Source organism: Streptococcus mitis, from assembly GCF_002096835.1.
Taxonomy (GTDB): Bacteria; Bacillota; Bacilli; order Lactobacillales; family Streptococcaceae; genus Streptococcus; species Streptococcus mitis_W.
The window spans coordinates 179,633-203,473 of sequence record NZ_NCVG01000020.1 but is presented as its reverse complement, the minus strand read 5'-3'; the positions used below and the strand labels follow the sequence as shown (position 1 = coordinate 203,473).

Genomic DNA, 23,841 nt, shown 5'->3' with positions numbered 1-23,841 from the left:
ATACACCTGTACCCATGCCGAACACAGAAGTTAAGCCCTAGAACGCCGGAAGTAGTTGGGGGTTGCCCCCTGTGAGATATGGAAGTCGCTTAGCTCTAGGGAGTTTAGCTCAGCTGGGAGAGCATCTGCCTTACAAGCAGAGGGTCAGCGGTTCGATCCCGTTAACTCCCAAAGGTCCCGTAGTGTAGCGGTTATCACGTCGCCCTGTCACGGCGAAGATCGCGGGTTCGATTCCCGTCGGGACCGTTTAAGGTAACGCAAGTTATTTTAGACTCGTTAGCTCAGTTGGTAGAGCAATTGACTTTTAATCAATGGGTCACTGGTTCGAGCCCAGTACGGGTCATATATGCGGGTTTGGCGGAATTGGCAGACGCACCAGATTTAGGATCTGGCGCTTAACGGCGTGGGGGTTCAAGTCCCTTAACCCGCATTAAGATATAATAAATGAGCCGGCTTAGCTCAGTTGGTAGAGCATCTGATTTGTAATCAGAGGGTCGCGTGTTCAAGTCATGTAGCCGGCATTTTTAGATAGAAGAAAACAGTGCGAACGTAGTTCAGTGGTAGAACACCACCTTGCCAAGGTGGGGGTCGCGGGTTCGAATCCCGTCGTTCGCTTAGAGAGGCCGGGGTGGCGGAACTGGCAGACGCACAGGACTTAAAATCCTGCGATTGGTAACGATCGTACCGGTTCGATTCCGGTCCTCGGCATAAACTAATGAGCACCCTTAGCTCAACTGGATAGAGTACCTGACTACGAATCAGGCGGTTAGAGGTTCGACTCCTCTAGGGTGCATTTTTCTATTTAACTCGGGAAGTAGCTCAGCTTGGTAGAGTACTTGGTTTGGGACCAAGGTGTCGCAGGTTCGAATCCTGTCTTCCCGATACATGGCGGTGTAGCTCAGCTGGCTAGAGCGTCCGGTTCATACCCGGGAGGTCGGGGGTTCGATCCCCTTCGCCGCTATAATGATCTTGTTGGACCTTTAGCTCAGCTGGTTAGAGCTCTCGGCTCATAACCGAGTGGTCGTAGGTTCAAGTCCTACAAGGTCCATTTGAATAGTATGGAGGATTACCCAAGTCCGGCTGAAGGGAACGGTCTTGAAAACCGTCAGGCGTGTAAAAGCGTGCGTGGGTTCGAATCCCACATCCTCCTTTTGTATTAACGCGGGATGGAGCAGCTCGGTAGCTCGTCGGGCTCATAACCCGAAGGTCGTAGGTTCAAATCCTGCTCCCGCAATAAGGCTCGGTAGCTCAGTTGGTAGAGCAATGGATTGAAGCTCCATGTGTCGGCGGTTCGATTCCGTCTCGCGCCATTTGTATTAATAGTATGTATGCGGGTGTAGTTTAGTGGTAAAACTACAGCCTTCCAAGCTGTTGTCGCGAGTTCGATTCTCGTCACCCGCTTTGAACTTTGTTCAAATTACATTACCAAGTTTTAACTTGGGCGCGTAGCTCAGGTGGTTAGAGCGCACGCCTGATAAGCGTGAGGTCGGTGGTTCGAGTCCACTCGTGCCCATTAATAGGAGAATTACTCAAGAGGCTGAAGAGGACGGTTTGCTAAATCGTTAGGTCGGGTAACTGGCGCAAGGGTTCGAATCCCTTATTCTCCGTTTTTATGAGGGTTTATAACCCTCTTTTTTTATATTTTTAAGAATAGTAGAATTAAAACTTCAGATTTGTAAAACTTAATTAGATTACTTATCTGAAGTTTTTTGGCTCTTTGTCAACTGTAGTGGATCGAAGGAAAGCTAAATGTTTTATATATTATCGATTTTATGGATTACTACTTCCAACTCTTGAGTGAAATTTCTCCGCTATTTAGCCAGATTTCTTTTCCGTTATCACATCGAACTAGAAGTTTTCCAGTTTCAGAGATGTCTTTAGCCAGTCCCTTGTAGTCTTTTTGATCTAGTGTGAAAGTAACTTCTTTGCCTAGAACGAATGACTGTTTTTTGTATAGGTATAATAGTTCTTCTGCTGGTGTTTCGAAGAAAGTGCGCCAGATTTCTATGATTAATTCATTTCTGGTAATAGGTGCTGGTGTTTTAAATAAACTGGCAGCTTTTTCTTTTAATTCCTTAGGGAAGTCTTTAATAGTAAAGTTAATTCCTACTCCAATAATGATATCTGTGACTAACCCAGTTTCTACAGAGGTCATCGCCTCAGTAAGAATCCCTCCAATTTTATGATTGTTTAGGTAGATATCATTGACCCATTTTATGTCGACATCAATTAAAGTTAGGTTTTTAATGGATTTGTAGATAGCTCCTGCTACAAGTAGTGTGTAGGATGGTAATTGGTCATAGGGGAGATTGGGTTTAAGATGGAGTGTCATATAAATGCCACCTTGGGGTGAGTAGAAAGAACGTTGAAAACGGCCTCGCCCTGCTGTTTGATAGGAAGCTAGATAGAGAGTGTTTGCTTTATTTCCTAAATCAATTGCTTCTTTTGCATCGAGTTGTGTTGATCTTGTTTCGGGTTTAAAACTGATTTTAATTGGAAGATTTTGTTCTAGAAGTTCTGGAAGAATAAGGTCTCCATTCACCAGTTTATAGCCTTTGTTTTTGATACTATCAATTTCAATGCCTTCTTGTTCTAGACGCTTGATGGCTTTCCAAATTGATGTTCGGGTTAGGGATAGTTCTTCTGCGATTTTTTCTCCGCTGACATAGTCGATTTCTTTAGCTAGAATTTGGTAGACGGCTTGGTAAGATTTCATAGTGTTTCCTTTCTTTAGGAGTAGTATGTGATTTGAATCTAGTTTGGCTAGTTGCTTAATTACTACTATTTTAACATATACCTAGTCTTTACGGTATGATTTTCTTATAGTAAATGTAGTCATTAAGTTTGAGTTTTGAAATATCAGTATTTTTGCTCCCTTTTTTACCTAGTAAACGTTTCCTTTGTTTTCAAATTGCTAAAAAAGTGGTACAATAAAGGGTAGCTTACTATTATCTGAATCAGTTGATTTGGAGAGAAAGGATTCATTTTGAAATCAATAGGCTTTATTGAAAAGCTGAAAGGGTTGTCTAGTAAAGAGCTGATTTTATTGGGAATTATCCTGAGTATCTTTTTACCCTTTTATCTTTTTGTAGTTGTATTCTGTTTATATATTATCAGTTTGATTTTTACAGGAGACATGAAAAATATTCTTCAGAAAATGGGGGAGCATCCGATGCTGCTTCTTTTTCTTGGCTATAGTACTGTTATATCCGTTTTTGCACAAAATTGGATGGGAGTTGTGGCTTCGGTAGGAATTTTTCTTTTTACTATTTTCTTTTTGCACTATCAGTCGATTTTATCACATAAATTCTTTCGCTTGATTTTGCAGCTCGTCTTGTTTGGTAGCGTCTTGTCAGCTGCTTTTGCGAGTTTAGAACATTTCCAAATTGTAAAGAAATTTAACTATGCTTTTCTTTCACCCAATATGCAGGTGTGGCATCAAAATCGTGCAGAAGTGACCTTCTTTAATCCTAATTATTATGGAATTATTTGTTGTTTCTGTATCATGATTGCCTTCTATTTGTTTACAACAACCAAGTTGAATTGGTTGAAAGTATTCTGTGTGTTTGCAGGCTTTGTGAATCTCTTTGGTTTGAACTTTACGCAAAATCGAACTGCCTTTCCTGCTATTATCGCTGGAGCCATTATTTATCTCTTTACAACCATTAAAAACTGGAAGGCCTTTTGGCTTAGTATAGGGGTCTTTGCGATTGGCTTGAGTTTCCTCTTTTCCAGTGACTTGGGAGTTCGGATGGGGACTTTAGACTCTTCTATGGAAGAACGCATTTCTATCTGGGATGCTGGGATGGCCTTATTTAAGCAAAATCCTTTCTGGGGTGAAGGGCCATTGACCTATATGCACTCTTATCCTCGGATAAATGCTCCTTATCATGAACATGCTCACAGTCTATATATCGATACGATTCTGAGTTACGGAATTGTGGGGACTATTTTATTAGTTTTGTCTTCTGTTGCTCCTGTTCGATTGATGATGGATATGAGTCAGGAGTCGGGGAAACGTCCGATTATCGGTCTTTATCTGTCTTTCCTTACAGTGGTTGCTGTACATGGAATTTTTGACTTGGCCCTCTTCTGGATTCAGTCAGGTTTCATTTTCTTACTAGTTATGTGCAGTATTCCGTTGGAGCATCGAACTTTGGTATCGGACATGACGGATTAAGTTTATAAGATTAAAATCTTCTATCTTGGGTAGGAGATTTTTTTACTGGGAAAAATTATTTCCAAATCGAAATAGTTGACAGTTAGAACGATGAGTGTTACAATTGTTTTATTCTTTTCGATATCGAAATAAATTGGAGGTGTTATGAAGGATAGTCATTTGCTAGCCCATCATATTCGTTTGTTGAATGGGCGGATTTTTCAAAAGTTACTGAGCCAAGACCCTGAAGCTCTTTATCGGAGTGAGCAGGGCAAGATTTTAGCGGTTTTATGGAATAGTGAAACCGGCTGCGCAACTGCGACAGATATTGCTCTGGAAACTGGGCTTGCTAACAATACACTGACGACGATGATTAAAAAACTAGAGGAACAAAATCTTGTAGCTATTAGTCCATGTGGAGAAGATAAGCGTAAGAAGTATTTAGTTTTAACAGAGTTGGGGCAGTCACAGAAAGAAGTGGGGCATCGTATCAGTCAGAAATTGGATACGATCTTTTACAAAGGATTTTCAGAGGAAGAAATTCGTCAGTTTGAAGCCTTTCAAGAAAGGATTTTGGCAAATCTGAAAGAGAAGGAAAATGAGGTTTAAAATAGAGCAAATTAGCTGTTTATAAGTAAAGGCCACTTTCGACTTTGTTTTCCAACTCTTAGGACAAGGGAACTATGTGGTTAGCTATGGTCAGACTCAGATTGATGGAGTTGCCTATGCCCAGTACGATATCTTCCGTCTAGAAAACGGGAAAATTGTGGAACATTGGGATAATAAGGAAGTCATGCCTAAGGTAGAAGACTTGACCAATAGAGGGAAGTTTTAAATTGAGGATACAGAATGATTGAATACAAAAATGTGGCGCTACGCTACACAGAAAAAGATGTCTTAAGAGATGTAAATTTACGGATTGAGAATGGGGAGTTTATGGTTTTAGTTGGTCCATCTGGCTCAGGTAAGACAACCATGATTAAGATGGTCAATCGCCTCTTGGAACCAACTGATGGAAATATTTATATGGATGGCAAGCGCATCAAAGATTATGATGAGCGTGAACTTCGTCTTTCTACTGGTTATGTTTTACAGGCTATTGCTCTATTTCCTAATCTAACGGTCGCGGAAAATATTGCCCTGATTCCTGAGATGAAGGGATGGACTAAGGAAGAAATTGCTCAGAAAACTGAAGAGCTTTTGGCTAAGGTTGGTTTACCAGGAGCCGAGTATGGGCATCGTTTGCCTAGTGAATTATCTGGTGGAGAACAGCAACGGGTCGGTATTGTTCGTGCTATGATTGGTCAGCCTAAGATTCTCCTCATGGATGAGCCTTTTTCAGCCTTGGATGCAATTTCGAGGAAACAGTTGCAGGTTTTGACTAAGGAATTGCATAAAGAGTTTGGGATGACAACGATTTTTGTGACCCATGATACGGATGAAGCTTTGAAATTGGCGGACCGTATTGCTGTCTTGCAGGATGGAGAGATTCGTCAGGTGGCGAATCCTGAGACGATTTTAAAAGCGCCTGCAACAGACTTTGTAGCAGACTTGTTTGGAGGTAGTGTTCATGACTAATTTAATTGCAACTTTTCAGGATCGTTTTAGTGATTGGTTGACAGCTCTATCTCAACATTTGCAGTTGTCACTTTTGACCCTGTTACTAGCTATTTTTATCGCGATTCCTTTGGCTGTTTATCTTCGCTATCATGAGAAGTTGGCGGATTGGGTCTTACAGATTGCAGGGATTTTCCAGACCATCCCGTCTCTGGCCTTGTTGGGACTCTTTATCCCCTTGATGGGAATTGGAACCTTGCCGGCTTTGACAGCGTTAGTGATTTATGCGATCTTTCCGATTTTACAAAATACCATCACTGGACTCAAGGGAATTGATCCAAGTCTACAAGAGGCTGGGATTGCCTTTGGGATGACCAGGTGGGAGCGTCTCAAGAAGTTTGAAATTCCACTTGCTATGCCTGTTATGATGTCTGGGATTCGCACAGCGGCCGTCTTGATTATCGGTACGGCAACCTTGGCTGCCTTGATTGGTGCAGGGGGACTGGGTTCCTTTATCCTTTTGGGAATTGACCGTAATAATGCCAGTCTGATTTTGATTGGGGCCCTTTCTTCTGCAGTGCTTGCCATTGCCTTTAACTTCCTACTAAAAGTGATGGAAAAGGCAAAATTACGGACGATTTTTTCTGGTTTTGCCTTGGTGACAATATTGCTTGGTTTGTCTTATAGTCCAGCCCTCTTGGCTCAAAAAGAGAAGGAAAATTTGGTTATTGCTGGAAAATTGGGACCGGAACCAGAAATTTTGGCCAATATGTATAAACTCCTTATTGAAGAAAATACCAGCATGACTGCGACTGTTAAACCAAATTTTGGGAAAACAAGCTTTCTCTATGAAGCTCTGAAAAAAGGTGATATTGATATTTATCCTGAATTTACAGGTACGGTGACTGAAAGCTTGCTTCAGCCATCACCTAAAGTGAGTCATGAGCCAGAGCAGGTTTATCAGGTAGCGCGTGATGGTATTGCCAAACAGGATCGTCTAGCCTATCTCAAACCTATGTCTTATCAAAATACCTACGCTGTGGCTGTTCCGAAAAAGATTGCTCAAGAATATGGCTTGAAGACCATTTCGGACTTGAAAAAAGTAGAAGGACAGTTGAAAGCTGGCTTTACTCTCGAATTTAATGACCGTGAAGATGGCAATAAGGGCTTACAATCAATGTATGGTCTCAATCTCAATGTAGCTACGATGGAACCAGCCCTTCGCTATCAGGCTATTCAGTCAGGTGATATTCAAATCACGGACGCCTATTCGACTGATGCGGAATTGGCGCGTTATGATTTGCAGGTCTTGGAAGATGACAAGCAACTCTTCCCACCTTATCAAGGAGCTCCACTGATGAAAGAAGCTCTTCTCAAGAAACATCCAGAGTTGGAAACAGTTCTCAATAAATTGGCTGGTAAAATTACTGAAAGCCAGATGAGCCAGCTTAACTATCAAGTCGGTGTTGAAGGCAAGTCAGCAGAACAAGTAGCCAAAGAGTTTCTACAAGAACAAGGTTTGTTGAAGAAATAGTTTGAAAATGTCAAACTCAACTTTGTTAAACGACCATATAGAAAACTGCTCAGACAATGTTGTCTGGGCTTTTTTGATTGTTGAAAAGATAAAAACTCAGTAGCCTAGAAATAAGGCAACTGAGCTCTACTCTGTATTCAATTTTTAGGAATGAGAAGGTCTAGATAAAACTGGACAACTTCCTGGTATGTAAAGTCTTGTCCTTTTTTGAGCCACCAGGTCAATGTCTCGATAAAGTTGGACACGACCAAGTGTTGGAGGTAAGAAGTAGGCAGATTAGTGTGGGCTTCTTTTAACTCATCAGCCAACATGGGATAGACATGGTGTTCTAGCTCTTTATGGAGTTGACGGAGGAAGTAGTCATTTTTGGAAAATAGCAGACTGGTAACATGGTCCTGGTTTTTCTGAAAATGTAAAAAGATATGTGCGAGGTAGTCCTCGGTAGTAAAGTGTCCTTCCCTTTCAAAGAGATGATGAAAGAGGTAGCGACAGAGCTCATCTAAAAGGAGTTCCTTGCTTTCATAGTGACAGTAAAAAGTAGAACGCCCAACATCTGCTAGGTCAATGATATCCTGAACAGTAGTGGCATCATAGCCTTTGTCGTTCAAAAGTTGTAAAAAAGCTTGATAGATGGCTTTTTTCGTCTTGCTGACTCGACGGTCTCTTTTTGGCATGTAGACACTTGAGACAAACTGTTCAGAACTGAACATGGCTGACAGTTTGCTTCTATCCTTTCTTTGAATTTTATTAGATAATACAAATGAAAGAAGTATGTATATACCCATTATACCAAAGGAGGGAGAGAAATGAGTTCTAAAACATCTATCTGGTTAGCTTTTTTCTTAAATTTAAGCTATGCGATTGTTGAGTTTATCGCAGGAGGAATCTTTGGTTCGAGTGCAGTTCTTGCTGATTCTATCCATGACTTGGGAGATGCTATAGCAATCGGCATATCGGCCTTTTTAGAAACAATCTCAAATAGAGAAGAAGATAGGCAATACACCTTGGGTTACAAGCGATTTAGTCTTTTAGGGGCCCTAGTGACTGCTGTGATTCTTATCACAGGATCCATTCTAGTGATCTTGGAAAATATAACTAAACTTTTGAATCCACAGCCCGTTAATGACGAAGGCGTCCTCTGGCTAGGAATCATTGCAGTCAGTATCAATGTGCTAGCTAGTCTAGTAGTTCGTAAGGGAAAGACAAAGAACGAGTCAATTCTGAGCCTGCACTTTTTGGAAGATACTCTAGGTTGGTTGGCTGTCATTCTAATGGCGATTATCCTCCGATTTACAGATTGGTATATCCTTGATCCGCTCTTATCGCTTGTCATTTCCATCTTCATTCTAACAAAAGCTATTCCTCGATTTTGGAGCGCACTCAAGATTTTCCTGGATGCTGTGCCAGAAGGACTAGAGACAGGTGATTTGGAGAAGGATTTGGAGGCTCTGACCAATGTCAAAAGTGTCAATCAACTTAGCATTTGGTCCATGGATGGTCTAGAAAATAATGCTATTATCCATATCTGTTTAGAGGATTGGGAGGAGATGACGGAAACAAAGAATCAAGTACGTCAGCTCTTAGAAGAAAGAGGTGTGCAGAATATTACTATCGAAGTGGACACCAGTCAAAGCAATCATGCGCAACATAAGCGGAGGGTGAGAGAATTAGAGCAGAAGCATGGGCATCATCATTAGAAAAGCGACCTCGCTAGAGGTCGTTTTGTTATCCTATTCATTCCTTGTACTTTCTCTCAGAGTCAGTCTGGTTCCCAACATGGTTAGGCTAGGGATTTTGCGACCGTGGAGTACTTCTTTATTAAGAATATCCATGCCTGCTCTGCCCATTTCTTCGGTATAGACGGTGATGCTGGAGAGGGGAGGATAGACTTGCTTGGTCAGGCTAGTATCGTTAAAGGAAATAAGACTGACGCGGTCTGGCAGGCTGATTCCAGCTTCTTGGAGGGCACGGAGGGCACCGATGGCTAAACTATCACTAGCAGCAAAAAATGCTGGTGGCAGTTGGTCTCCTAAGTTCTGAATGGCCTCCTTCATCAAGTCATAGCCAGACTGGGCGGTAAAGCTTCCTTGAAAGACCAGTTCATCATGATAGATTCCCTTTGCTTGACTGTAGTTTCTGAAATTTTCCAGTCGCTTATCCTCAATGATTTCTTCTTGGTCGGTTGTTTCTTCAAGGCCTGTTAGAATCCCGATACGGTCCAAACCTTGGCTGAGAAAATAATCGACAACTTGTTTCATGGCAGTGTAAAAGTCCGTGATAATGCAGGTATGTCCCAGGGAAAGTGTATCGCTGTCTAAAAATACAAGAGGCTTTTGGTATTCTTCAAAGGCAGAAATCTGAGCTCGACTAAATTTTCCGATGCAGAGAATCCCAATCACTTCCTCGCTTAGGGTAAAAGGATGGTCATTAAAATAGCGCAAGATATCATAGTCCAACTCTTGGGCTCTTTTTTCGATGCCTAGGCGAATTTGGTAGTAGTAGAGGTCGTCCAGCTCCCCTTGTTCGCTGACCCATTGGATAATGGCAATCTTTTGCTTGGGTTTGTGGGACTCGCCTGTCTTGAGGTGCTTAGTGTAGCCCAGCTCTTCAGCAACGGTTAAAATACGGTGTCTGGTTTCTTCTGTAACAGATAGACTCTGGTCGCGATTGAGGACACGGGATACGGTCGCGATAGAGACAGAGGCTAGCTGTGCAATGTCTTTTAAGGTAGCCATAAAACCTCCTTCTTTTAAGTTAGTATATCATATTTTTCTGTCTTTTACTGATAGTTTAGTAAAAATTTAGTAAAAAGGATTGACCTTGGGAAATCCCTTGGATACAATAGAAGAAAACGATTACACGTTAAGGTGACTTAACGGACAGTAAAAGGAGAAATCATATGACACAACATCTTACTGCTGAAGCGCTTCGCAAAGACTTTCTTGCTGTTTTTGGTCAAGAAGCAGACCAAACTTTCTTTTCACCAGGCCGTATTAACTTGATTGGTGAACACACGGACTATAATGGCGGTCACGTTTTTCCTGCTGCGATTTCCTTAGGAACTTACGGTGCAGCTCGTAAGCGTGACGACCAAGTCTTGCGTTTCTACTCAGCCAACTTTGAGGACAAGGGAATTATCGAAGTGCCTCTAGCTGACCTCAAGTTTGAAAAAGAGCATAGCTGGACCAACTATCCAAAAGGGGTTCTTCATTTCTTGCAAGAAGCTGGGCACGTGATTGACAAAGGTTTTGATTTTTATGTTTATGGGAATATTCCAAATGGTGCTGGCTTGTCTTCTTCAGCATCCTTGGAACTCTTGACAGGAGTCGTGGCAGAGCATCTCTTTGATTTAAAATTAGAGCGTCTCGATTTGGTTAAAATTGGAAAACAAACAGAAAATAACTTTATCGGAGTCAACTCTGGCATTATGGACCAATTTGCTATCGGTATGGGGGCTGACCAACGTGCTATTTACCTAGATACCAACACCTTAGAGTATGACTTGGTGCCACTTGATTTGAAGGACAATGTCGTTGTTATCATGAACACCAATAAACGCCGTGAATTGGCGGATTCTAAATATAATGAACGCCGTGCTGAGTGTGAAAAAGCAGTAGAAGAACTACAAGTGGCTTTGGACATTCAAACCTTGGGTGAATTGGACGAATGGGCTTTTGACCAATACAGCTATCTAATTAAAGACGAAAATCGTTTGAAACGTGCTCGCCATGCCGTTCTTGAAAACCAACGTACCCTCAAAGCTCAAGCAGCCCTTCAAGCAGGTGATTTGGAAATATTTGGTCGCTTGATGAATGCGTCTCACGTTTCTTTGGAGCATGATTATGAAGTAACTGGCTTGGAATTGGATACTCTTGTTCACACAGCTTGGGATCAAGAAGGTGTTCTCGGTGCTCGCATGACGGGTGCTGGTTTTGGTGGCTGTGCCATTGCCTTGGTTCAAAAAGATACTGTTGAGGCCTTTAAGGAAGCTGTAGGCAAACACTACGAGGAGGTAGTTGGATACGCTCCAAGCTTCTATATCGCTGAAGTTGCAGGTGGCACTCGCGTCCTTGACTAGTCAAAAGGAGGCTTTATAGTGACCTTAGTAGATAAATTTGTAACATATGTCATTTCTGAAAGTTCATTTGAGGAAATGGATCGAATCTACCTGACCAATCGTGTCTTGGCACGAGTGGGAGACGGTGTTTTGGAAGTTGAGACCAATCTGGATCAATTGATTGACCTCAAGGATCATCTGGTTGAGGAAGCCGTTCGATTACAGACGATTGAAGATAGTCAGACTGCGCGTGAAATCCTCGGTGCTGAATTGATGGACTTGGTGACCCCATGTCCGAGTCAGGTTAATCGTGATTTCTGGGCAACCTATGCCCAATCTCCTGAGCAAGCGATAGCAGACTTCTATCAGCTCAGCCAGAAAAATGACTACATCAAACTCAAGGCCATTGCTAAAAATATTGCCTACAGGGTTCCGTCTGACTACGGAGAACTTGAAATTACCATCAATCTCTCTAAGCCTGAAAAAGATCCCAAAGAGATTGCGGCAGCCAAGTTGGTGCAAGCTAGTAATTATCCTCAGTGTCAGCTTTGTCTAGAGAATGAGGGCTATCATGGTCGGGTCAACCACCCAGCTCGTAGCAACCACCGTATTATCCGCTTTGAAATGGCGGGTCAGGAGTGGGGGTTCCAGTATTCGCCCTATGCTTACTTTAATGAGCACTGTATTTTCTTAGATGGCCAACATCGTCCCATGGCCATTAGTCGTCAGAGTTTTGAGCGTCTACTGGCTATCGTAGAGCAGTTTCCAGGATATTTTGCTGGCTCTAATGCCGACCTACCGATTGTTGGGGGCTCTATTCTAACTCATGATCATTATCAGGGAGGCCGTCACGTCTTTCCTATGGAATTGGCTCCCTTGCAAAAGACTTTCTCTTTTACTGGTTTTGAACAGGTCAAGGCTGGGATTGTCAAGTGGCCAATGTCAGTGTTGCGTTTGACTTCGGATTCCAAAGAAGATTTGATCAACTTGTCTGATAAGATTTTGCAGGAATGGCGCCAGTATTCAGATCCTGCAGTGCAGATTTTGGCAGAGACTGATGGGACACCGCATCACACCATCACACCTATAGCGCGCAAACGTGATGGCCAGTTTGAGTTGGACTTGGTCTTGCGGGACAATCAGACTTCTGCAGAACATCCTGATGGCATCTATCATCCTAACAAGGATGTTCAACATATCAAGAAGGAAAATATCGGCTTGATTGAGGTCATGGGCTTGGCAATCTTGCCACCACGTCTGAAAGAAGAAGTAGAGCAAGTCGCTAGCTATCTCGTGGGAGATGGTGATGCAGTTGCCGACTATCATCAGGAATGGGCAGACCAACTTAGAGCCCACCATTCAGACCTAACGGATAAAGAAACAGCCCTTGAAATCGTCAAGGACTCTGTGGGTACTATCTTTGCGCGTGTACTTGAGGACGCAGGAGTCTACAAGCAGACAGAACAAGGACAGGCAGCCTTTATGCGCTTTGTGGAGCAGGTTGGAATTTTGCCAGACTAGGTGCTTTCTCCTTGCACAGTCCTATAAAAAGTAGTATCATAGTGTCGTTTGAAATATCAGGAGGAAACGATGAAAGACTTTCATTTTGACGCTATATCTGCCTTTGAAAATTACGAAATTGAACAAATGAGAGATGGTCACGTTGTGGTGACGACCAAAGTAGTGAACTCGTCGCTCAACTACTATGGCAATGCTCATGGTGGCTATCTTTTCACGCTCTGTGACCAGATCAGTGGTTTGGTGGTTATCTCGCTGGGACTTGATGGAGTGACGCTCCAGTCTTCTATCAACTACCTTAAAGCAGGAAAACTCGACGATGTATTGACCATTAAAGGAGAATGTGTCCATCAAGGTCGCACAACCTGTGTCGTGGATGTCGATATCACCAATCAAGAAGGCAGAAACGTCTGCAAAGCAACCTTTACCATGTTTGTCACAGGCCAGAGGTCAGAAGACAGACAGGTAAGGATATAGATAAACAAAAAAGAGGCTCGCACCTCTTTTTCTTATTTCTTTTTATGATTTAATACTGCATTGAGGACAATAGCGAGTAGGCTGGCTACGACGATTCCGTTTGAGAAGAACATTTGGAAGGCTGTTGGCATGCTGACGAAGAGATTACTGTTATTTAGACCGACACCTGCAGCGATTGATACAGCTGCAATAAGGAAGTTGTGTTCATTATTAGCAAAGTCAACACGGGCGAGGATTTGCATCCCTTGAATTGATACAAAACCAAACATCACCAGCATGGCACCACCGAGGACAGGGCTCGGAATGATTTGGGCAAGGGCGCCAAACTTAGGAAGGAGTCCAAGGAGAACCAGGAAACCAGCTGCGTAGTAGATTGGCAGGCGAGTCTTGATACCTGATAATTTAACCAAACCAACGTTTTGTGAAAATCCTGTGTAAGGGAAGGTGTTAAAGATTCCTCCGAGAAGTACGGCCAAGCCTTCTGCGCGGTAACCATTGCGAAGGCGCGTGCTGTCGATTGGATCTTTTGTGATATCAGACAAGGCTAGATAAACACCAGTCGATTCAACCATAGACACCGTTGCGATGATACACATCATGACAATAGATGAGATTTCAAAGGTTGGCATCCCAAAGTAGAGTGGAGTTGGGACATGGACAAGTGGTGCTGCTGTAACAGGAGAAAAGTCCACCAAGCCCATGCTAGCAGCAATAGCGGTTCCAACAACCAGACCAATCAAAATAGAGATAGACTTGATAAATCCTTTGGTAAAGATGTTGATCAAGAGGATAATCAGAACAGTAATAGCAGCAAGCAAGAGACTTTGACCAGTTGGCTCTGGAACGTTATTTCCCATATTTCCAATAGCGACAGGAATCAAGGTTAAACCAATCGTGGTAATAACAGATCCTGTTACGATAGATGGGAAGAGATTGGCCACTTTTGAGAAGATGCCTGAAACAAGAACTACGTAAATCCCTGATGCGATAAGGGCACCAAACATAGCACCGCTACCGTGGCTTTGCCCAATCATAATCAAAGGAGCGACGGATTGGAAGGCAACTCCGAGAACGACTGGTAGTCCAATTCCAAAGTATTTATTGAGTTGGAGTTGGAGGAAGGTGGCCACCCCACACATGAAGATATCTGTGGAGATTAGGTAGGTCAACTGCTCAGTTGAATAGCCAAGAGCTGTCGCAATCATGATAGGAACCAGGATAGAACCTGAGTACATTGCTAGTAAGTGCTGCAAGCCAAGAACGGCTGCTTGCGAGTGTTTTTCTTGTTGTTGCATTAGAGATCTGCCTCCTTAAATACGACATGACCATTTTCAAAACGATCCAAGCGAGCCAGTGATAGGACTAGATACCCTGCTTTTTCAAGCAAATTACGACCATCCTGGAAAGATTTTTCAATCACGATACCAATCGCTTCGACTTTTGCTCCAGCTTGTTCGATGATTTGGATCAAGCCTTTGGCAGCTTGGCCATTAGCAAGGAAATCATCGATAATCAAGACCTTGTCCTCTGGTGAGAGGAATTTTCCAGCGATAGAAACGGTGCTGGTCACCTGCTTGGTAAAGGAGTAGACTTCTGCAGTTAAGATGCCTTCGTTCATGGTGATGTTTTTAGCTTTCTTGGCGAAAATCATGGGAACATTCAAGGCTTCGGCAGTAAAAACGGCTGGGGCAATACCTGACGCTTCAATGGTTACGACCTTGGTAATGCCAGCAGAAGCGAATTTTTCCGCAAATACCTTACCAATCTCTCGCATCAAGCTAAAGTCAACTTGGTGGGTTAAAAAGGAATCCACCTTGAGGATGTTGTCCCCCAAGATATGCCCATCCTCGAAGATGCGCTCTTCTAATAATTTCATAAGACCTCCTAAAGTCTAAACTCTTTTGTGTTTTTCTATCGCCTTTATCGTCTCAAAAAGGGCTAGAAAAAAGGACCTACTTAATTCCCTAAGCAAGTCCCCAAAATAGGCATGGCCAAAACCATACCTTCAGCTGACATACTCATTGTTAGGTGTTCCAGCACCTTGTAGAAACGTCGTGCCAATTCACGACATAAACAAGTAAAATGATATTCAATTTTAAATAGGCTACTGCCAATGTTTTTATTTTACACCAATTAGCTTTATAAATCAAATATTTTGTTAGCAAATAGATCATAAAAGCGAACGAAAAAGCCTACAAGGCTAGATAGTATTGTAGACTTCGATTATTCTATTCGCTAAATCTTAGAAAATAACCATCTGGATCCAAAATCGCAAATTCATGAGGGTAAATAAAGCTATCTCCCACTCGAAATTCTCTTTTTGTCAGCGGACGATAAATAGGATAGTTGGCCTCCAGCAGTTTTTGGTGGAGCTGAGGGACATCTTCAATACCAAAGGAAATATTGACACCGCGCCCGAAAGGATAGGTTAGTTGGGCTAATTCTTCTGTGCTGCCTTCTTCTAGCATAAGTTGGCAGTCTTCAAGCGAGAGGAAGAGAAATTTCTCCTCTGGACGCTCGTATTCGACAGAAAATCCCAGCAAGTCGCAGTAGAAGTGGCGTGACTTTTCGAGGTCAGATACTACAAATTCAGGAATGACAGCTTGATAGTCCATTAGCTTTCTCCTTAAAGTTCAATTTCCAATACAATCGGCGTATGGTCTTGACGCGCACCCGAGTCAATCATGTCAGACTTGGTTACCTTGTCAGCCACGCGGTTGCTGGTAAGCCAGTAGTCGATTCTCCAGCCTGTATTGTTGATTTTAGAAGTCTTGCTGCGTTGTGCCCACCAAGTGTAGCGTTCTGGAGCATCGCCGTGAATGTGGCGGAAGGTATCCGTAAATCCAGTTGCCAAAAGGTTGGTAAATCCAGCACGTTCCTCGTCGGTAAATCCAGGTGAACGGCGGTTGCTAGCAGGATTTGCAAGGTCGATTTCATTGTGGGCTACGTTGTAGTCACCGGTTGCAAGGACTGGTTTTTGTTTGTCCAACTCCGCTAAATACTCAGCATATTTGACATCCCAGACTTGACGTTCTTCCAAGCGTTTGAGTCCATCTCCAGCATTTGGTGTGTAAACTTGGGTAACGAAAAATTCATCAAATTCTAGAGTGATGATACGGCCTTCCAAGTCCATTGTAGAAGGAGCACCGATTTCTGGGAAAGTGACAGTAGGCGTAAGTTCTTTCTTATAGAGGAACATAGTTCCAGCATAGCCTTTACGGGCAGGCTCTTGGGAAGAGCGCCACGTGTTTGCGTAGCCTGGGAAGAGTTCTTCTAAAATTTCTAAGTGTTTCTTTGTAGGCCCTTTGGCAGAAAGCTTGGTTTCTTGGATAGCAATGATATCAGCATTTTCAGCGACCAAAGTTTGTAAGACTTCTTGGGACAATTTCGCTCGAGCTGAGTCACTAGTTAGGGCTGCGTTAAGGGAATCAATATTCCATGAGATAAGTTTCATAAAGTTACCTTTTTCATTCAGATTATAGATTTTATTATACCAAAAAAAGGTCTATTTCCCCAACGTATGGCTTGAAAAATCACCCTCTTTCGTTTATAATGAAGAATGATTTTATGAAAGGGAGTGAAAATAAATGAAATTTTACTCATATGACTATGTACTTAGCCAAATCAGTCAGCAAAATGGCATCATGATTGGCTTTGGGATTGTTCTCCTAGCTATCACAGGATTTTTTGCTTTTAAGGCTTATCGTGATAAAAAGGGAACTAAGTTTCGTGAATTGGTCATGATTTTGGCCTTGACTTTGGTAGCCATGCTTTTGGTAACAATCTCAAAATACCAGACCAATCAAGCCTCTAACAATCAATTTCAAACTTCCCTTCATTTCATAGAGGTCATTTCTAAAGACTTGGGAGTGGATAAATCAGAAGTTTATGTCAATACTTCAGCTGCCACTGATGGAGCACTTATCAAGGTAGGTTCAAATTTCTATCGTGCCATGAACGGGAGCCAACCAGACAAGTATCTTTTAGAGAAATTAGAATTGCATCAAACAGACGCTATTGAATTGGTGGAGGTAAACAAATGACACTCAACTACATGGAAATTTTAATCAAACTGGCCTTGGGTCTTTTCTCGCTTGTTTTTGTTATCAATGTGACAGGAAAGGGGAACCTAGCACCTAACTCTGCTACAGACCAAATTCAGAACTATGTTCTCGGTGGTATCATTGGTGGGGTGATTTACAATAGTTCTATCAGCATTCTCCAGTATGCAGTGATTTTGATGATGTGGACGATTTTGGTCTTGACCCTCAAATGGCTCAATAACAATGTTCGTTTTGTCAAACGCTTGATTGATGGGAAACCGACTCTGCTCATCAAAAATGGGCAAATTGACCCAGAAGCCTGTCGTTCAGTTGGTTTGTCTGCGGCAGATGTTGCTCTCAAACTTCGTAGCCAAGGAATTTTCCAGATGAAGCAAGTTAAACGAGCTGTGCAAGAGCAAAATGGCCAACTCATCGTGGTCCAAATGGGAGATGAAAATCCTAAGTATCCAGTTGTGACTGACGGTGTGATCCAAGTAGATGTTTTGGAATCGATTGGTCGTAGCGAAGAGTGGTTGCTTGATAACCTCAACAAGCAAGGACATGACAATGTAGCTAATATCTTTATCGCTGAGTATGACAAGGGTGCCGTTACAGTCGTAACCTATGAATAAGAAAAACCTGGGGTCTTGGCCTCAGGTTTCTATTTGCAATCAGAAAGGGATTTTATGTCCATTATTCAAAAACTTTGGTGGTTTTTCAAGTTAGAAAAACGCCGTTATCTAGTCGGAATTGTGGCCCTGGTCTTGGTTTCCGTCCTTAATCTCATTCCCCCCATGGTCATGGGGCGGGTCATTGATGCTATCACATCGGGACAATTAACCCAGCAGGACCTCCTTCTTGACTTATTTTATTTGCTTCTTGCGGCTTTTGGGATGTACTATCTGCGTTATGTTTGGCGTATGTATATCCTTGGAACTTCCTACCGTTTGGGGCAGATTATGCGGTCTCGCTTGTTTGAGCATTTCACAAAAATGTCTCCAGCCTTTTATCAGACCTATCGGACGGGGGACCTGATGGCGCACGCAACCAACGATATCAATGCTTTGACTCGTCTCGCAGGTGGTGGTGTCATGTCAGCGGTGGATGCCTCTATCACGGCTCTAGTGACTTTGCTGACCATGCTCTTTAGCATTTCCTGGCAGATGACTCTGGTTGCCATTTTGCCCCTACCTTTCATGGCTTATGCAACTAGTCGTTTAGGCAGAAAGACTCACAAGGCTTTTGGCGAATCCCAAGCTGCCTTTTCCGAACTCAATAACAAGGTGCAGGAGTCTGTATCAGGTATCAAAGTGACCAAGTCTTTCGGTTATCAGGCAGACGAGTTGAGGTCCTTTCAGGCAGTCAATGAATTGACCTTCCAAAAGAACCTCCAAACTATGAAATACGATAGTCTCTTTGATCCCATGGTTCTCTTGTTTGTTGGTTCATCCTATGTTTTAACGCTTTTGGTTGGTTCCTTGATGGTTCAGGAAGGGCAGATTACGGTTGGTAATCTGGTCACCTTTATCAGCTACTTGGATATGCTGGTTTGGCCTCTTATGGCTATTGGTTTCCTCTTTAATATCACTCAGCGAGGGAAGGTTTCCTACCAGCGGATTGAGGAACTGTTGTCTCAGAAATCACCTGTACAAGACCCTGAGATTCCTTTAGATGGTATTGAAAATGGGCGCTTGGAGTACAATATTGATAGTTTTGCCTTTGAAGATGATGAAACATTGACGGATATTCACTTTAGTTTGGAAAAAGGGCAAACATTGGGCTTGGTAGGGCAGACAGGCTCTGGGAAAACATCCTTGATCAAACTTCTATTACGTGAATACGATGTGGACAAGGGAGCCATTTATCTAAATGGTCACGATATTCGGGACTATCGTCTAACAGACCTTCGCAGTCTTATGGGCTATGTCCCTCAGGACCAGTTCCTCTTTGCGACTTCGATTTTAGATAATATCCGCTTTGGCAATCCTAACTTGCCCCTTTCAGCGGTCGAGGAAGCGACCAAACTAGCCCAAGTTTACCAAGATATTGTAGCCATGCCTCAGGGTTTTGATACGCTAATTGGTGAAAAGGGAGTCAGTCTCTCAGGTGGTCAAAAGCAGCGTCTGGCCATGAGTCGGGCTATGATTTTAGACCCTGATATCTTGATTTTGGATGATTCTTTGTCAGCCGTGGATGCCAAGACAGAGTATGCCATTATTGACAACCTCAAGGAGACACGAAAGGACAAGACAACCATTATCACAGCTCATCGCCTGAGTGCAGTTGTCCATGCAGATTTGATTTTAGTCCTGCAAAATGGTCAAATTATCGAACGAGGCAGGCACGAAGACTTGCTATCTTTGGATGGTTGGTATGCCCAAACCTACCAGTCTCAGCAGTTGGAAATGAAAGGAGAAGAAGATGCAGAATAAGAAAGAACAATGGGCTGTACTGAAGCGCTTGATGTCCTATCTCAAGCCCTATGGACTCCTGACCTTTTTGGCACTCAGTTTTCTCCTAGCAACTACGGTCATTAAAAGTGTCATTCCCCTTGTGGCTTCCCACTTCATTGACCAGTATCTCAGCAATCTCAACCAACTCGCTGTGACTGTTTTATTGGCCTACTATGGCCTTTATATCCTACAAACTTTGGTTCAGTATGTCGGTAATCTTCTCTTTGCACGGGTGTCCTACAGTATTGTTAGGGATATTCGTCGGGATGCCTTTGCCAATATGGAGAAATTAGGCATGTCTTATTTTGATAAAACACCTGCAGGTTCCATCGTCTCTCGTTTGACAAATGATACCGAGACCATCAGTGATATGTTTTCGGGGATTTTGTCTAGCTTTATCTCAGCAGTTTTTATTTTTCTGACAACCCTTTATACCATGTTGGTTCTGGATTTTCGTTTGACAGCTTTAGTCCTGCTCTTTCTACCCTTGATTTTTCTTTTGGTCAATCTCTATCGGAAAAAGTCAGTGAAAATCATCGAGAAAACCAGAAGTCTCTTATCAGATATCAATAGCAAACTGGCTGAAAACATCGAGGGAATCAGGATTATCCAGGCCTTTAACCAAGAGAAGCGCCTGCAGGCAGAATTTGATGAGATCAACCAAGAACACTTGGTCTACGCCAACCGTTCTGTAGCCTTGGATGCCCTATTTTTGCGGCCTGCTATGAGTTTGCTGAAACTTCTAGGTTATGCTGTCTTGATGGCCTACTTTGGCTATCGTGGTCTTTCTATCGGGATAACGGCCGGAACCATGTATGCCTTTATCCAATACATCAATCGTCTTTTTGACCCCTTAATCGAGGTGACGCAAAACTTTTCAACCCTTCAAACTTCCATGGTGTCTGCAGGCCGTGTTTTTGCCTTGATTGACGAGAAGACCTATGAGCCTCATCAAAAAGATGGGCAGTCTAAAGTCCAAGAGGGCAATATCCGTTTTGAACATGTATGTTTCTCATATGACGGTAAACATCAGATTCTGGATGATATTTCTTTCTCTGTTAACAAGGGTGAAACCATTGCCTTTGTAGGTCATACAGGTTCGGGGAAATCTTCGATTATAAATGTCCTCATGAGCTTTTATGAATTCCAGTCAGGGCGAGTTCTCTTGGATGGGGTGGATATTAGAGACTATAGTCAGGAAGAGCTGAGAAAAAACATCGGTTTGGTCTTGCAGGATCCCTTCCTCTATCACGGGACCATTAAGTCCAATATCGCCATGTACCAAGACATTAGTGATGAGCAGGTCCAGGCTGCGGCAGCCTTCGTGGATGCAGATTCCTTTATTCAAGAACTTCCTCAGGGATATGATGCACCTGTGTCTGAGCGTGGTTCGAGCTTCTCTACTGGTCAGCGTCAGCTTCTTGCCTTTGCTAGAACAGTCGCCAGTCAGCCTAAAATCCTGATTTTGGATGAAGCGACAGCCAATATTGACTCTGAAACAGAAAGTTTGGTTCAAGCTTCTCTGGCTAAGATGAGACAGGGACGAACAACCATTGCCATCGCCCATCGTCTTTCTACCATCCAAGATGCCAACTGTATCTATGTTTTGGATAAGGGGCGCATTATCGAGAGTGGAACTCATGAGGAACTCTTGGCTCTGGGTGGAACCTACCACAAGATGTATAGCTTGCAGGCAGGGGCCATGTCTTAATATTCTTTGAAAATTTATTCAAGTCATGTCAGCTTTATCTGCAATCTCAAAGCTGTACATTGATCAGCCTGCGGCTAGCTCTTTGATTTTCATTGAGCATAAGAAGGAAATCATTCAAATTACAGATTTCTTTCACCGCCTTTTCCATTTTGTGGTATAATGAAAAATGTTGACAAATAGTATAATAAAAACAAAGGAGAAACAGCATGCTGAAATGGGAAGACTTGCCCGTGGAAATGAAATCAAGCGAGGTTGAGTCTTACTACCAGCTTGTCTCTAAAAGGAAGGGTTCGCTGATTTTTAAGCGTTGTTTGGACTGGGTTCTGGCCTTGGTCGTACTGGTTCTGACCTCTCCTATCTTTCTAATCTTGAGCATTTGGATCAAGTTGGATAGCAAGGGGCCAGTGATTTACAAGCAAGAGCGCGTGACCCAGTACAATCGACCTTTCAAGATTTGGAAGTTCCGTACCATGGTGACGGATGCGGATAAAAAAGGGAGTCTGGTGACTTCTGCTAACGATAGTCGCATTACCAAGGTTGGAAATTTCATCCGCCGTGTGCGTTTGGACGAACTGCCTCAGCTGGTCAATGTCCTTAAAGGTGAGATGTCATTTGTAGGGACGCGTCCTGAAGTGCCTCGTTACACAGAGCAGTATAGCCCTGAAATGATGGCGACCTTGCTCTTACCAGCAGGGATTACCTCTCCGGCCAGCATTCACTACAAGGATGAGGATACTATCATCAGTCAAATGGTGGAGAAAGGTCTGTCAGTTGACCGGGCTTATGTCGAATATGTCCTTCCTGAAAAGATGCGCTATAACCTCGCCTATCTCCGAGAATTTAGTTTCCTTGGAGACATCAAAATCATGTTTCAAACCGTGTTTGAAGTGCTAAAATAAAGTAGTCATGAGAAAATGAGTACAGATAAAAGGAGCAAATCAATGCCAAATTACAATATTCCATTTTCACCACCCGATATCACCGAAGCTGAAATTGCTGAAGTAGCGGATACCCTTCGTTCTGGTTGGATTACAACTGGTCCTAAGACCAAAGAATTGGAGCGTCGCTTGTCTCAATACACACAGACGCCTAAGACTGTCTGTCTTAACTCTGCAACTGCTGCTCTTGAGTTGATTTTGCGCGTTTTGGAAGTGGGACCTGGAGATGAAGTCATCGTTCCAGCCATGACCTATACAGCTTCATGTAGTGTTATCACGCACGTAGGAGCAACTCCTGTCATGGTGGATATCCAAGCAGATACTTTTGAGATGGACTATAACTTACTGGAGCAAGCTATCACTGAAAAGACTAAGGTGATTATTCCAGTAGAGCTTGCGGGGATTGTTTGCGACTATGACCGTTTGTTCCAAGTTGTGGAGAAGAAACGTGATCTCTTTACTGCTTCAAGCAAGTGGCAAAAGGTCTTTAACCGTATTGTGATTGTTTCTGATAGTGCCCACGCTTTGGGGTCTACTTATAAAGGGCAACCAGCTGGTTCTATCGCGGACTTTACTTCCTTCTCATTCCATGCAGTTAAGAACTTTACAACTGCTGAGGGAGGAAGTGCCACTTGGAAAGCCAATCCAGCGATTGATGACGAAGAAATGTACAAGGAATTCCAAATTCTTTCCCTTCACGGGCAAACTAAGGATGCCCTTGCTAAGATGCAACTGGGCTCATGGGAATATGATATCGTCACACCAGCCTACAAGTGTAATATGACCGATATCATGGCGTCACTTGGTTTGGTACAATTGGACCGTTACCCAAGTTTGCTAGAACGTCGTAAGGAGATCGTGAACCGCTATGATCGTGGTTTTGCAGGTTCTCGTATCCATCCATTGGCACACAAGACTGAAACTGTCGAATCTTCACGCCACCTCTACATCACCCATGTAGAAGGAGCGAGTTTAGAAGAACGCAATCTTATTATCCAAGAATTAGCTAAAGCAGGAATTGCAAGCAATGTCCACTACAAACCGCTTCCGCTTTTGACAGCCTATAAGAATCTTGGTTTTGATATGGCGAACTATCCTAAGGCTTATGCCTTCTTTGAAAATGAAATTACGCTCCCTCTTCACACTAAATTAAGCGATGAAGAAGTGGACTATATCATTGAGACTTTCAAAACAGTTTCTGAAAAAGTACTAGCTTCATCAAAAAAATTGTAAAAAAGTCTTGACAAAGAAAAAACAAAGTATTAAAATAAGTTCAATAAATCAGAAAAGTAACTATTTTTGATCTTCAGGGAGCCTGTGGTGATTGTGAACAGGTGGTTGGAAGTAGTGAAAGTGGGCTGATTTTAAAAATGAATTTGAAACAATGAAAATTC

The 23,841-nt window shown here is 42.8% G+C and carries 21 protein-coding genes, 17 tRNA genes, 1 rRNA gene, 1 pseudogene, 1 riboswitch and 1 other annotated feature (1 of these 42 running past the window's edge); of the genes and pseudogenes, 33 read left to right on the top strand and 7 right to left on the bottom strand.

Annotated elements, in window-relative coordinates; translation table 11 throughout:
• The 18 genes from rrf to B7699_RS04200 form a co-directional block, all read left to right on the top strand.
• Positions 1-94, top strand: a 5S ribosomal RNA gene (gene rrf / locus B7699_RS04285); the annotation flags it as partial.
• Between the two features lie 4 nt (positions 95-98).
• A tRNA-Val gene (locus B7699_RS04280) sits at positions 99-171 on the top strand.
• Between the two features lie 2 nt (positions 172-173).
• Positions 174-246: transfer RNA gene (locus tag B7699_RS04275), tRNA-Asp, on the top strand.
• A gap of 24 nt (positions 247-270) precedes the next feature.
• Positions 271-343, top strand: a tRNA-Lys gene (locus B7699_RS04270).
• 5 nt (positions 344-348) lie between these two features.
• Positions 349-430: transfer RNA gene (locus tag B7699_RS04265), tRNA-Leu, on the top strand.
• An 18-nt stretch (positions 431-448) separates the two neighbouring features.
• Positions 449-521 (top strand) — tRNA-Thr (locus B7699_RS04260).
• A gap of 22 nt (positions 522-543) precedes the next feature.
• Positions 544-615: transfer RNA gene (locus tag B7699_RS04255), tRNA-Gly, on the top strand.
• Positions 616-622: 7 nt separating this feature from the next.
• Positions 623-708: transfer RNA gene (locus B7699_RS04250), tRNA-Leu, on the top strand.
• 11 nt (positions 709-719) lie between these two features.
• Positions 720-793: transfer RNA gene (locus B7699_RS04245), tRNA-Arg, on the top strand.
• 15 nt (positions 794-808) lie between these two features.
• Positions 809-882 (top strand) — tRNA-Pro (locus tag B7699_RS04240).
• A gap of 5 nt (positions 883-887) precedes the next feature.
• A tRNA-Met gene (locus B7699_RS04235) sits at positions 888-961 on the top strand.
• 13 nt (positions 962-974) lie between these two features.
• A tRNA-Ile gene (locus tag B7699_RS04230) sits at positions 975-1,048 on the top strand.
• Between the two features lie 12 nt (positions 1,049-1,060).
• Positions 1,061-1,150, top strand: a tRNA-Ser gene (locus tag B7699_RS04225).
• 10 nt (positions 1,151-1,160) lie between these two features.
• A tRNA-Met gene (locus B7699_RS04220) sits at positions 1,161-1,234 on the top strand.
• A 3-nt stretch (positions 1,235-1,237) separates the two neighbouring features.
• Positions 1,238-1,310, top strand: a tRNA-Phe gene (locus B7699_RS04215).
• Between the two features lie 20 nt (positions 1,311-1,330).
• Positions 1,331-1,401, top strand: a tRNA-Gly gene (locus B7699_RS04210).
• 38 nt (positions 1,402-1,439) lie between these two features.
• Positions 1,440-1,513 (top strand) — tRNA-Ile (locus B7699_RS04205).
• 6 nt (positions 1,514-1,519) lie between these two features.
• Positions 1,520-1,607: transfer RNA gene (locus tag B7699_RS04200), tRNA-Ser, on the top strand.
• Positions 1,608-1,780: 173 nt separating this feature from the next.
• Here B7699_RS04200 and birA read toward each other — a convergent pair.
• Complete coding sequence (birA, locus tag B7699_RS04195) at positions 1,781-2,716, bottom strand: bifunctional biotin--[acetyl-CoA-carboxylase] ligase/biotin operon repressor BirA (protein ID WP_000844492.1); 936 nt, start codon at positions 2,714-2,716, stop codon at positions 1,781-1,783.
• Positions 2,717-2,986: 270 nt separating this feature from the next.
• Here birA and B7699_RS04190 point away from each other — a divergent pair, with 270 nt between their 5' ends.
• The 5 genes and pseudogenes from B7699_RS04190 to B7699_RS04170 all read left to right on the top strand — a co-directional run bounded on the left by B7699_RS04190 (position 2,987) and on the right by B7699_RS04170 (position 7,250).
• On the top strand, positions 2,987-4,180 hold the full coding sequence (locus B7699_RS04190; protein ID WP_000835611.1) for an O-antigen ligase family protein: 1,194 nt from the start codon (positions 2,987-2,989) through the stop codon (positions 4,178-4,180).
• Between the two features lie 144 nt (positions 4,181-4,324).
• The gene (locus tag B7699_RS04185) at positions 4,325-4,768 is read left to right on the top strand and encodes a MarR family winged helix-turn-helix transcriptional regulator (protein WP_000655208.1); all 444 of its coding nucleotides are present in this window, start codon (positions 4,325-4,327) and stop codon (positions 4,766-4,768) included.
• A 34-nt stretch (positions 4,769-4,802) separates the two neighbouring features.
• Positions 4,803-4,994 (top strand): annotated as a pseudogene (locus tag B7699_RS04180) (nuclear transport factor 2 family protein); the annotation flags it as partial.
• A 14-nt stretch (positions 4,995-5,008) separates the two neighbouring features.
• Complete coding sequence (locus B7699_RS04175) at positions 5,009-5,737, top strand: ATP-binding cassette domain-containing protein (protein ID WP_084927237.1); 729 nt, start codon at positions 5,009-5,011, stop codon at positions 5,735-5,737.
• Positions 5,730-7,250 (top strand): ABC transporter permease/substrate-binding protein, encoded by a 1,521-nt coding sequence (locus B7699_RS04170; RefSeq protein WP_084927236.1) that lies wholly within the window; start codon positions 5,730-5,732, stop codon positions 7,248-7,250. Before B7699_RS04175 ends, B7699_RS04170 begins: the two co-directional genes overlap by 8 nt.
• Before the next feature lie 137 nt (positions 7,251-7,387).
• Here the strand turns inward: B7699_RS04170 and B7699_RS04165 are convergent, their stop codons facing one another.
• Positions 7,388-7,924, bottom strand: coding sequence for a TetR/AcrR family transcriptional regulator (locus tag B7699_RS04165; protein WP_004235331.1), 537 nt, complete (start codon positions 7,922-7,924; stop codon positions 7,388-7,390).
• Positions 7,925-8,056: 132 nt separating this feature from the next.
• Between B7699_RS04165 and B7699_RS04160 the strand changes: the two genes are divergently transcribed.
• Positions 8,057-8,947, top strand: coding sequence for a cation diffusion facilitator family transporter (locus B7699_RS04160; RefSeq protein ID WP_084927235.1), 891 nt, complete (start codon positions 8,057-8,059; stop codon positions 8,945-8,947).
• A gap of 33 nt (positions 8,948-8,980) precedes the next feature.
• On the opposite strand, the gene galR is transcribed toward B7699_RS04160, so the two are convergent.
• The gene (galR, locus tag B7699_RS04155) at positions 8,981-9,985 is read right to left on the bottom strand and encodes a DNA-binding transcriptional regulator GalR (protein ID WP_084927234.1); all 1,005 of its coding nucleotides are present in this window, start codon (positions 9,983-9,985) and stop codon (positions 8,981-8,983) included.
• A gap of 164 nt (positions 9,986-10,149) precedes the next feature.
• On the opposite strand from galR, the gene B7699_RS04150 reads away from it, so the two are divergent.
• From B7699_RS04150 to B7699_RS04140, 3 genes are all read left to right on the top strand, one after another.
• Positions 10,150-11,328, top strand: a complete 1,179-nt coding sequence (locus B7699_RS04150) for a galactokinase (protein WP_084927233.1) — start codon at positions 10,150-10,152, stop codon at positions 11,326-11,328.
• Between the two features lie 18 nt (positions 11,329-11,346).
• Positions 11,347-12,828: a UDP-glucose--hexose-1-phosphate uridylyltransferase gene (locus tag B7699_RS04145; protein ID WP_084927232.1), complete on the top strand. Its 1,482-nt coding sequence runs from the start codon at positions 11,347-11,349 to the stop codon at positions 12,826-12,828.
• Between the two features lie 69 nt (positions 12,829-12,897).
• Positions 12,898-13,302: a PaaI family thioesterase gene (locus B7699_RS04140; RefSeq protein WP_084927231.1), complete on the top strand. Its 405-nt coding sequence runs from the start codon at positions 12,898-12,900 to the stop codon at positions 13,300-13,302.
• Between the two features lie 32 nt (positions 13,303-13,334).
• Here the strand turns inward: B7699_RS04140 and B7699_RS04135 are convergent, their stop codons facing one another.
• The 4 genes from B7699_RS04135 to B7699_RS04120 form a co-directional block, all read right to left on the bottom strand.
• On the bottom strand, positions 13,335-14,597 hold the full coding sequence (locus B7699_RS04135; protein WP_084927230.1) for a nucleobase:cation symporter-2 family protein: 1,263 nt from the start codon (positions 14,595-14,597) through the stop codon (positions 13,335-13,337).
• Positions 14,597-15,178, bottom strand: coding sequence for a xanthine phosphoribosyltransferase (locus tag B7699_RS04130; protein WP_084927229.1), 582 nt, complete (start codon positions 15,176-15,178; stop codon positions 14,597-14,599). Before B7699_RS04130 ends, B7699_RS04135 begins: the two co-directional genes overlap by 1 nt.
• Before the next feature lie 125 nt (positions 15,179-15,303).
• Positions 15,304-15,399, bottom strand: a riboswitch (purine riboswitch).
• 131 nt (positions 15,400-15,530) lie between these two features.
• Positions 15,531-15,917, bottom strand: a complete 387-nt coding sequence (locus B7699_RS04125) for a bleomycin resistance protein (RefSeq protein WP_000386237.1) — start codon at positions 15,915-15,917, stop codon at positions 15,531-15,533.
• A gap of 11 nt (positions 15,918-15,928) precedes the next feature.
• Entirely contained in the window at positions 15,929-16,756 is an 828-nt protein-coding gene (locus B7699_RS04120) for an exodeoxyribonuclease III (RefSeq protein WP_084927228.1), read from the bottom strand.
• 133 nt (positions 16,757-16,889) lie between these two features.
• On the opposite strand from B7699_RS04120, the gene B7699_RS04115 reads away from it, so the two are divergent.
• From B7699_RS04115 to B7699_RS04085, 6 genes are all read left to right on the top strand, one after another.
• Positions 16,890-17,345, top strand: coding sequence for a DUF3290 family protein (locus B7699_RS04115; protein ID WP_000675328.1), 456 nt, complete (start codon positions 16,890-16,892; stop codon positions 17,343-17,345).
• Positions 17,342-17,977 carry a DUF421 domain-containing protein gene (locus B7699_RS04110; RefSeq protein WP_000174447.1) on the top strand — a complete coding sequence of 212 codons (636 nt, stop codon included), beginning with the start codon at positions 17,342-17,344 and terminating at the stop codon, positions 17,975-17,977. The genes B7699_RS04115 and B7699_RS04110 overlap by 4 nt, the downstream gene beginning before the upstream one ends.
• Before the next feature lie 54 nt (positions 17,978-18,031).
• A complete protein-coding gene (locus B7699_RS04105) occupies positions 18,032-19,777 on the top strand; it encodes an ABC transporter ATP-binding protein (protein WP_084927227.1) in 1,746 nt (581 codons plus the stop codon).
• The gene (locus B7699_RS04100) at positions 19,767-21,509 is read left to right on the top strand and encodes an ABC transporter ATP-binding protein (RefSeq protein ID WP_084927226.1); all 1,743 of its coding nucleotides are present in this window, start codon (positions 19,767-19,769) and stop codon (positions 21,507-21,509) included. Before B7699_RS04105 ends, B7699_RS04100 begins: the two co-directional genes overlap by 11 nt.
• A gap of 206 nt (positions 21,510-21,715) precedes the next feature.
• Entirely contained in the window at positions 21,716-22,408 is a 693-nt protein-coding gene (locus B7699_RS04090) for a sugar transferase (protein WP_084927225.1), read from the top strand.
• A 42-nt stretch (positions 22,409-22,450) separates the two neighbouring features.
• Positions 22,451-23,680 carry a DegT/DnrJ/EryC1/StrS family aminotransferase gene (locus B7699_RS04085; RefSeq protein ID WP_004256034.1) on the top strand — a complete coding sequence of 410 codons (1,230 nt, stop codon included), beginning with the start codon at positions 22,451-22,453 and terminating at the stop codon, positions 23,678-23,680.
• Between the two features lie 34 nt (positions 23,681-23,714).
• Positions 23,715-23,841: a binding site (T-box leader), on the top strand (it continues 104 nt past the right edge of the window).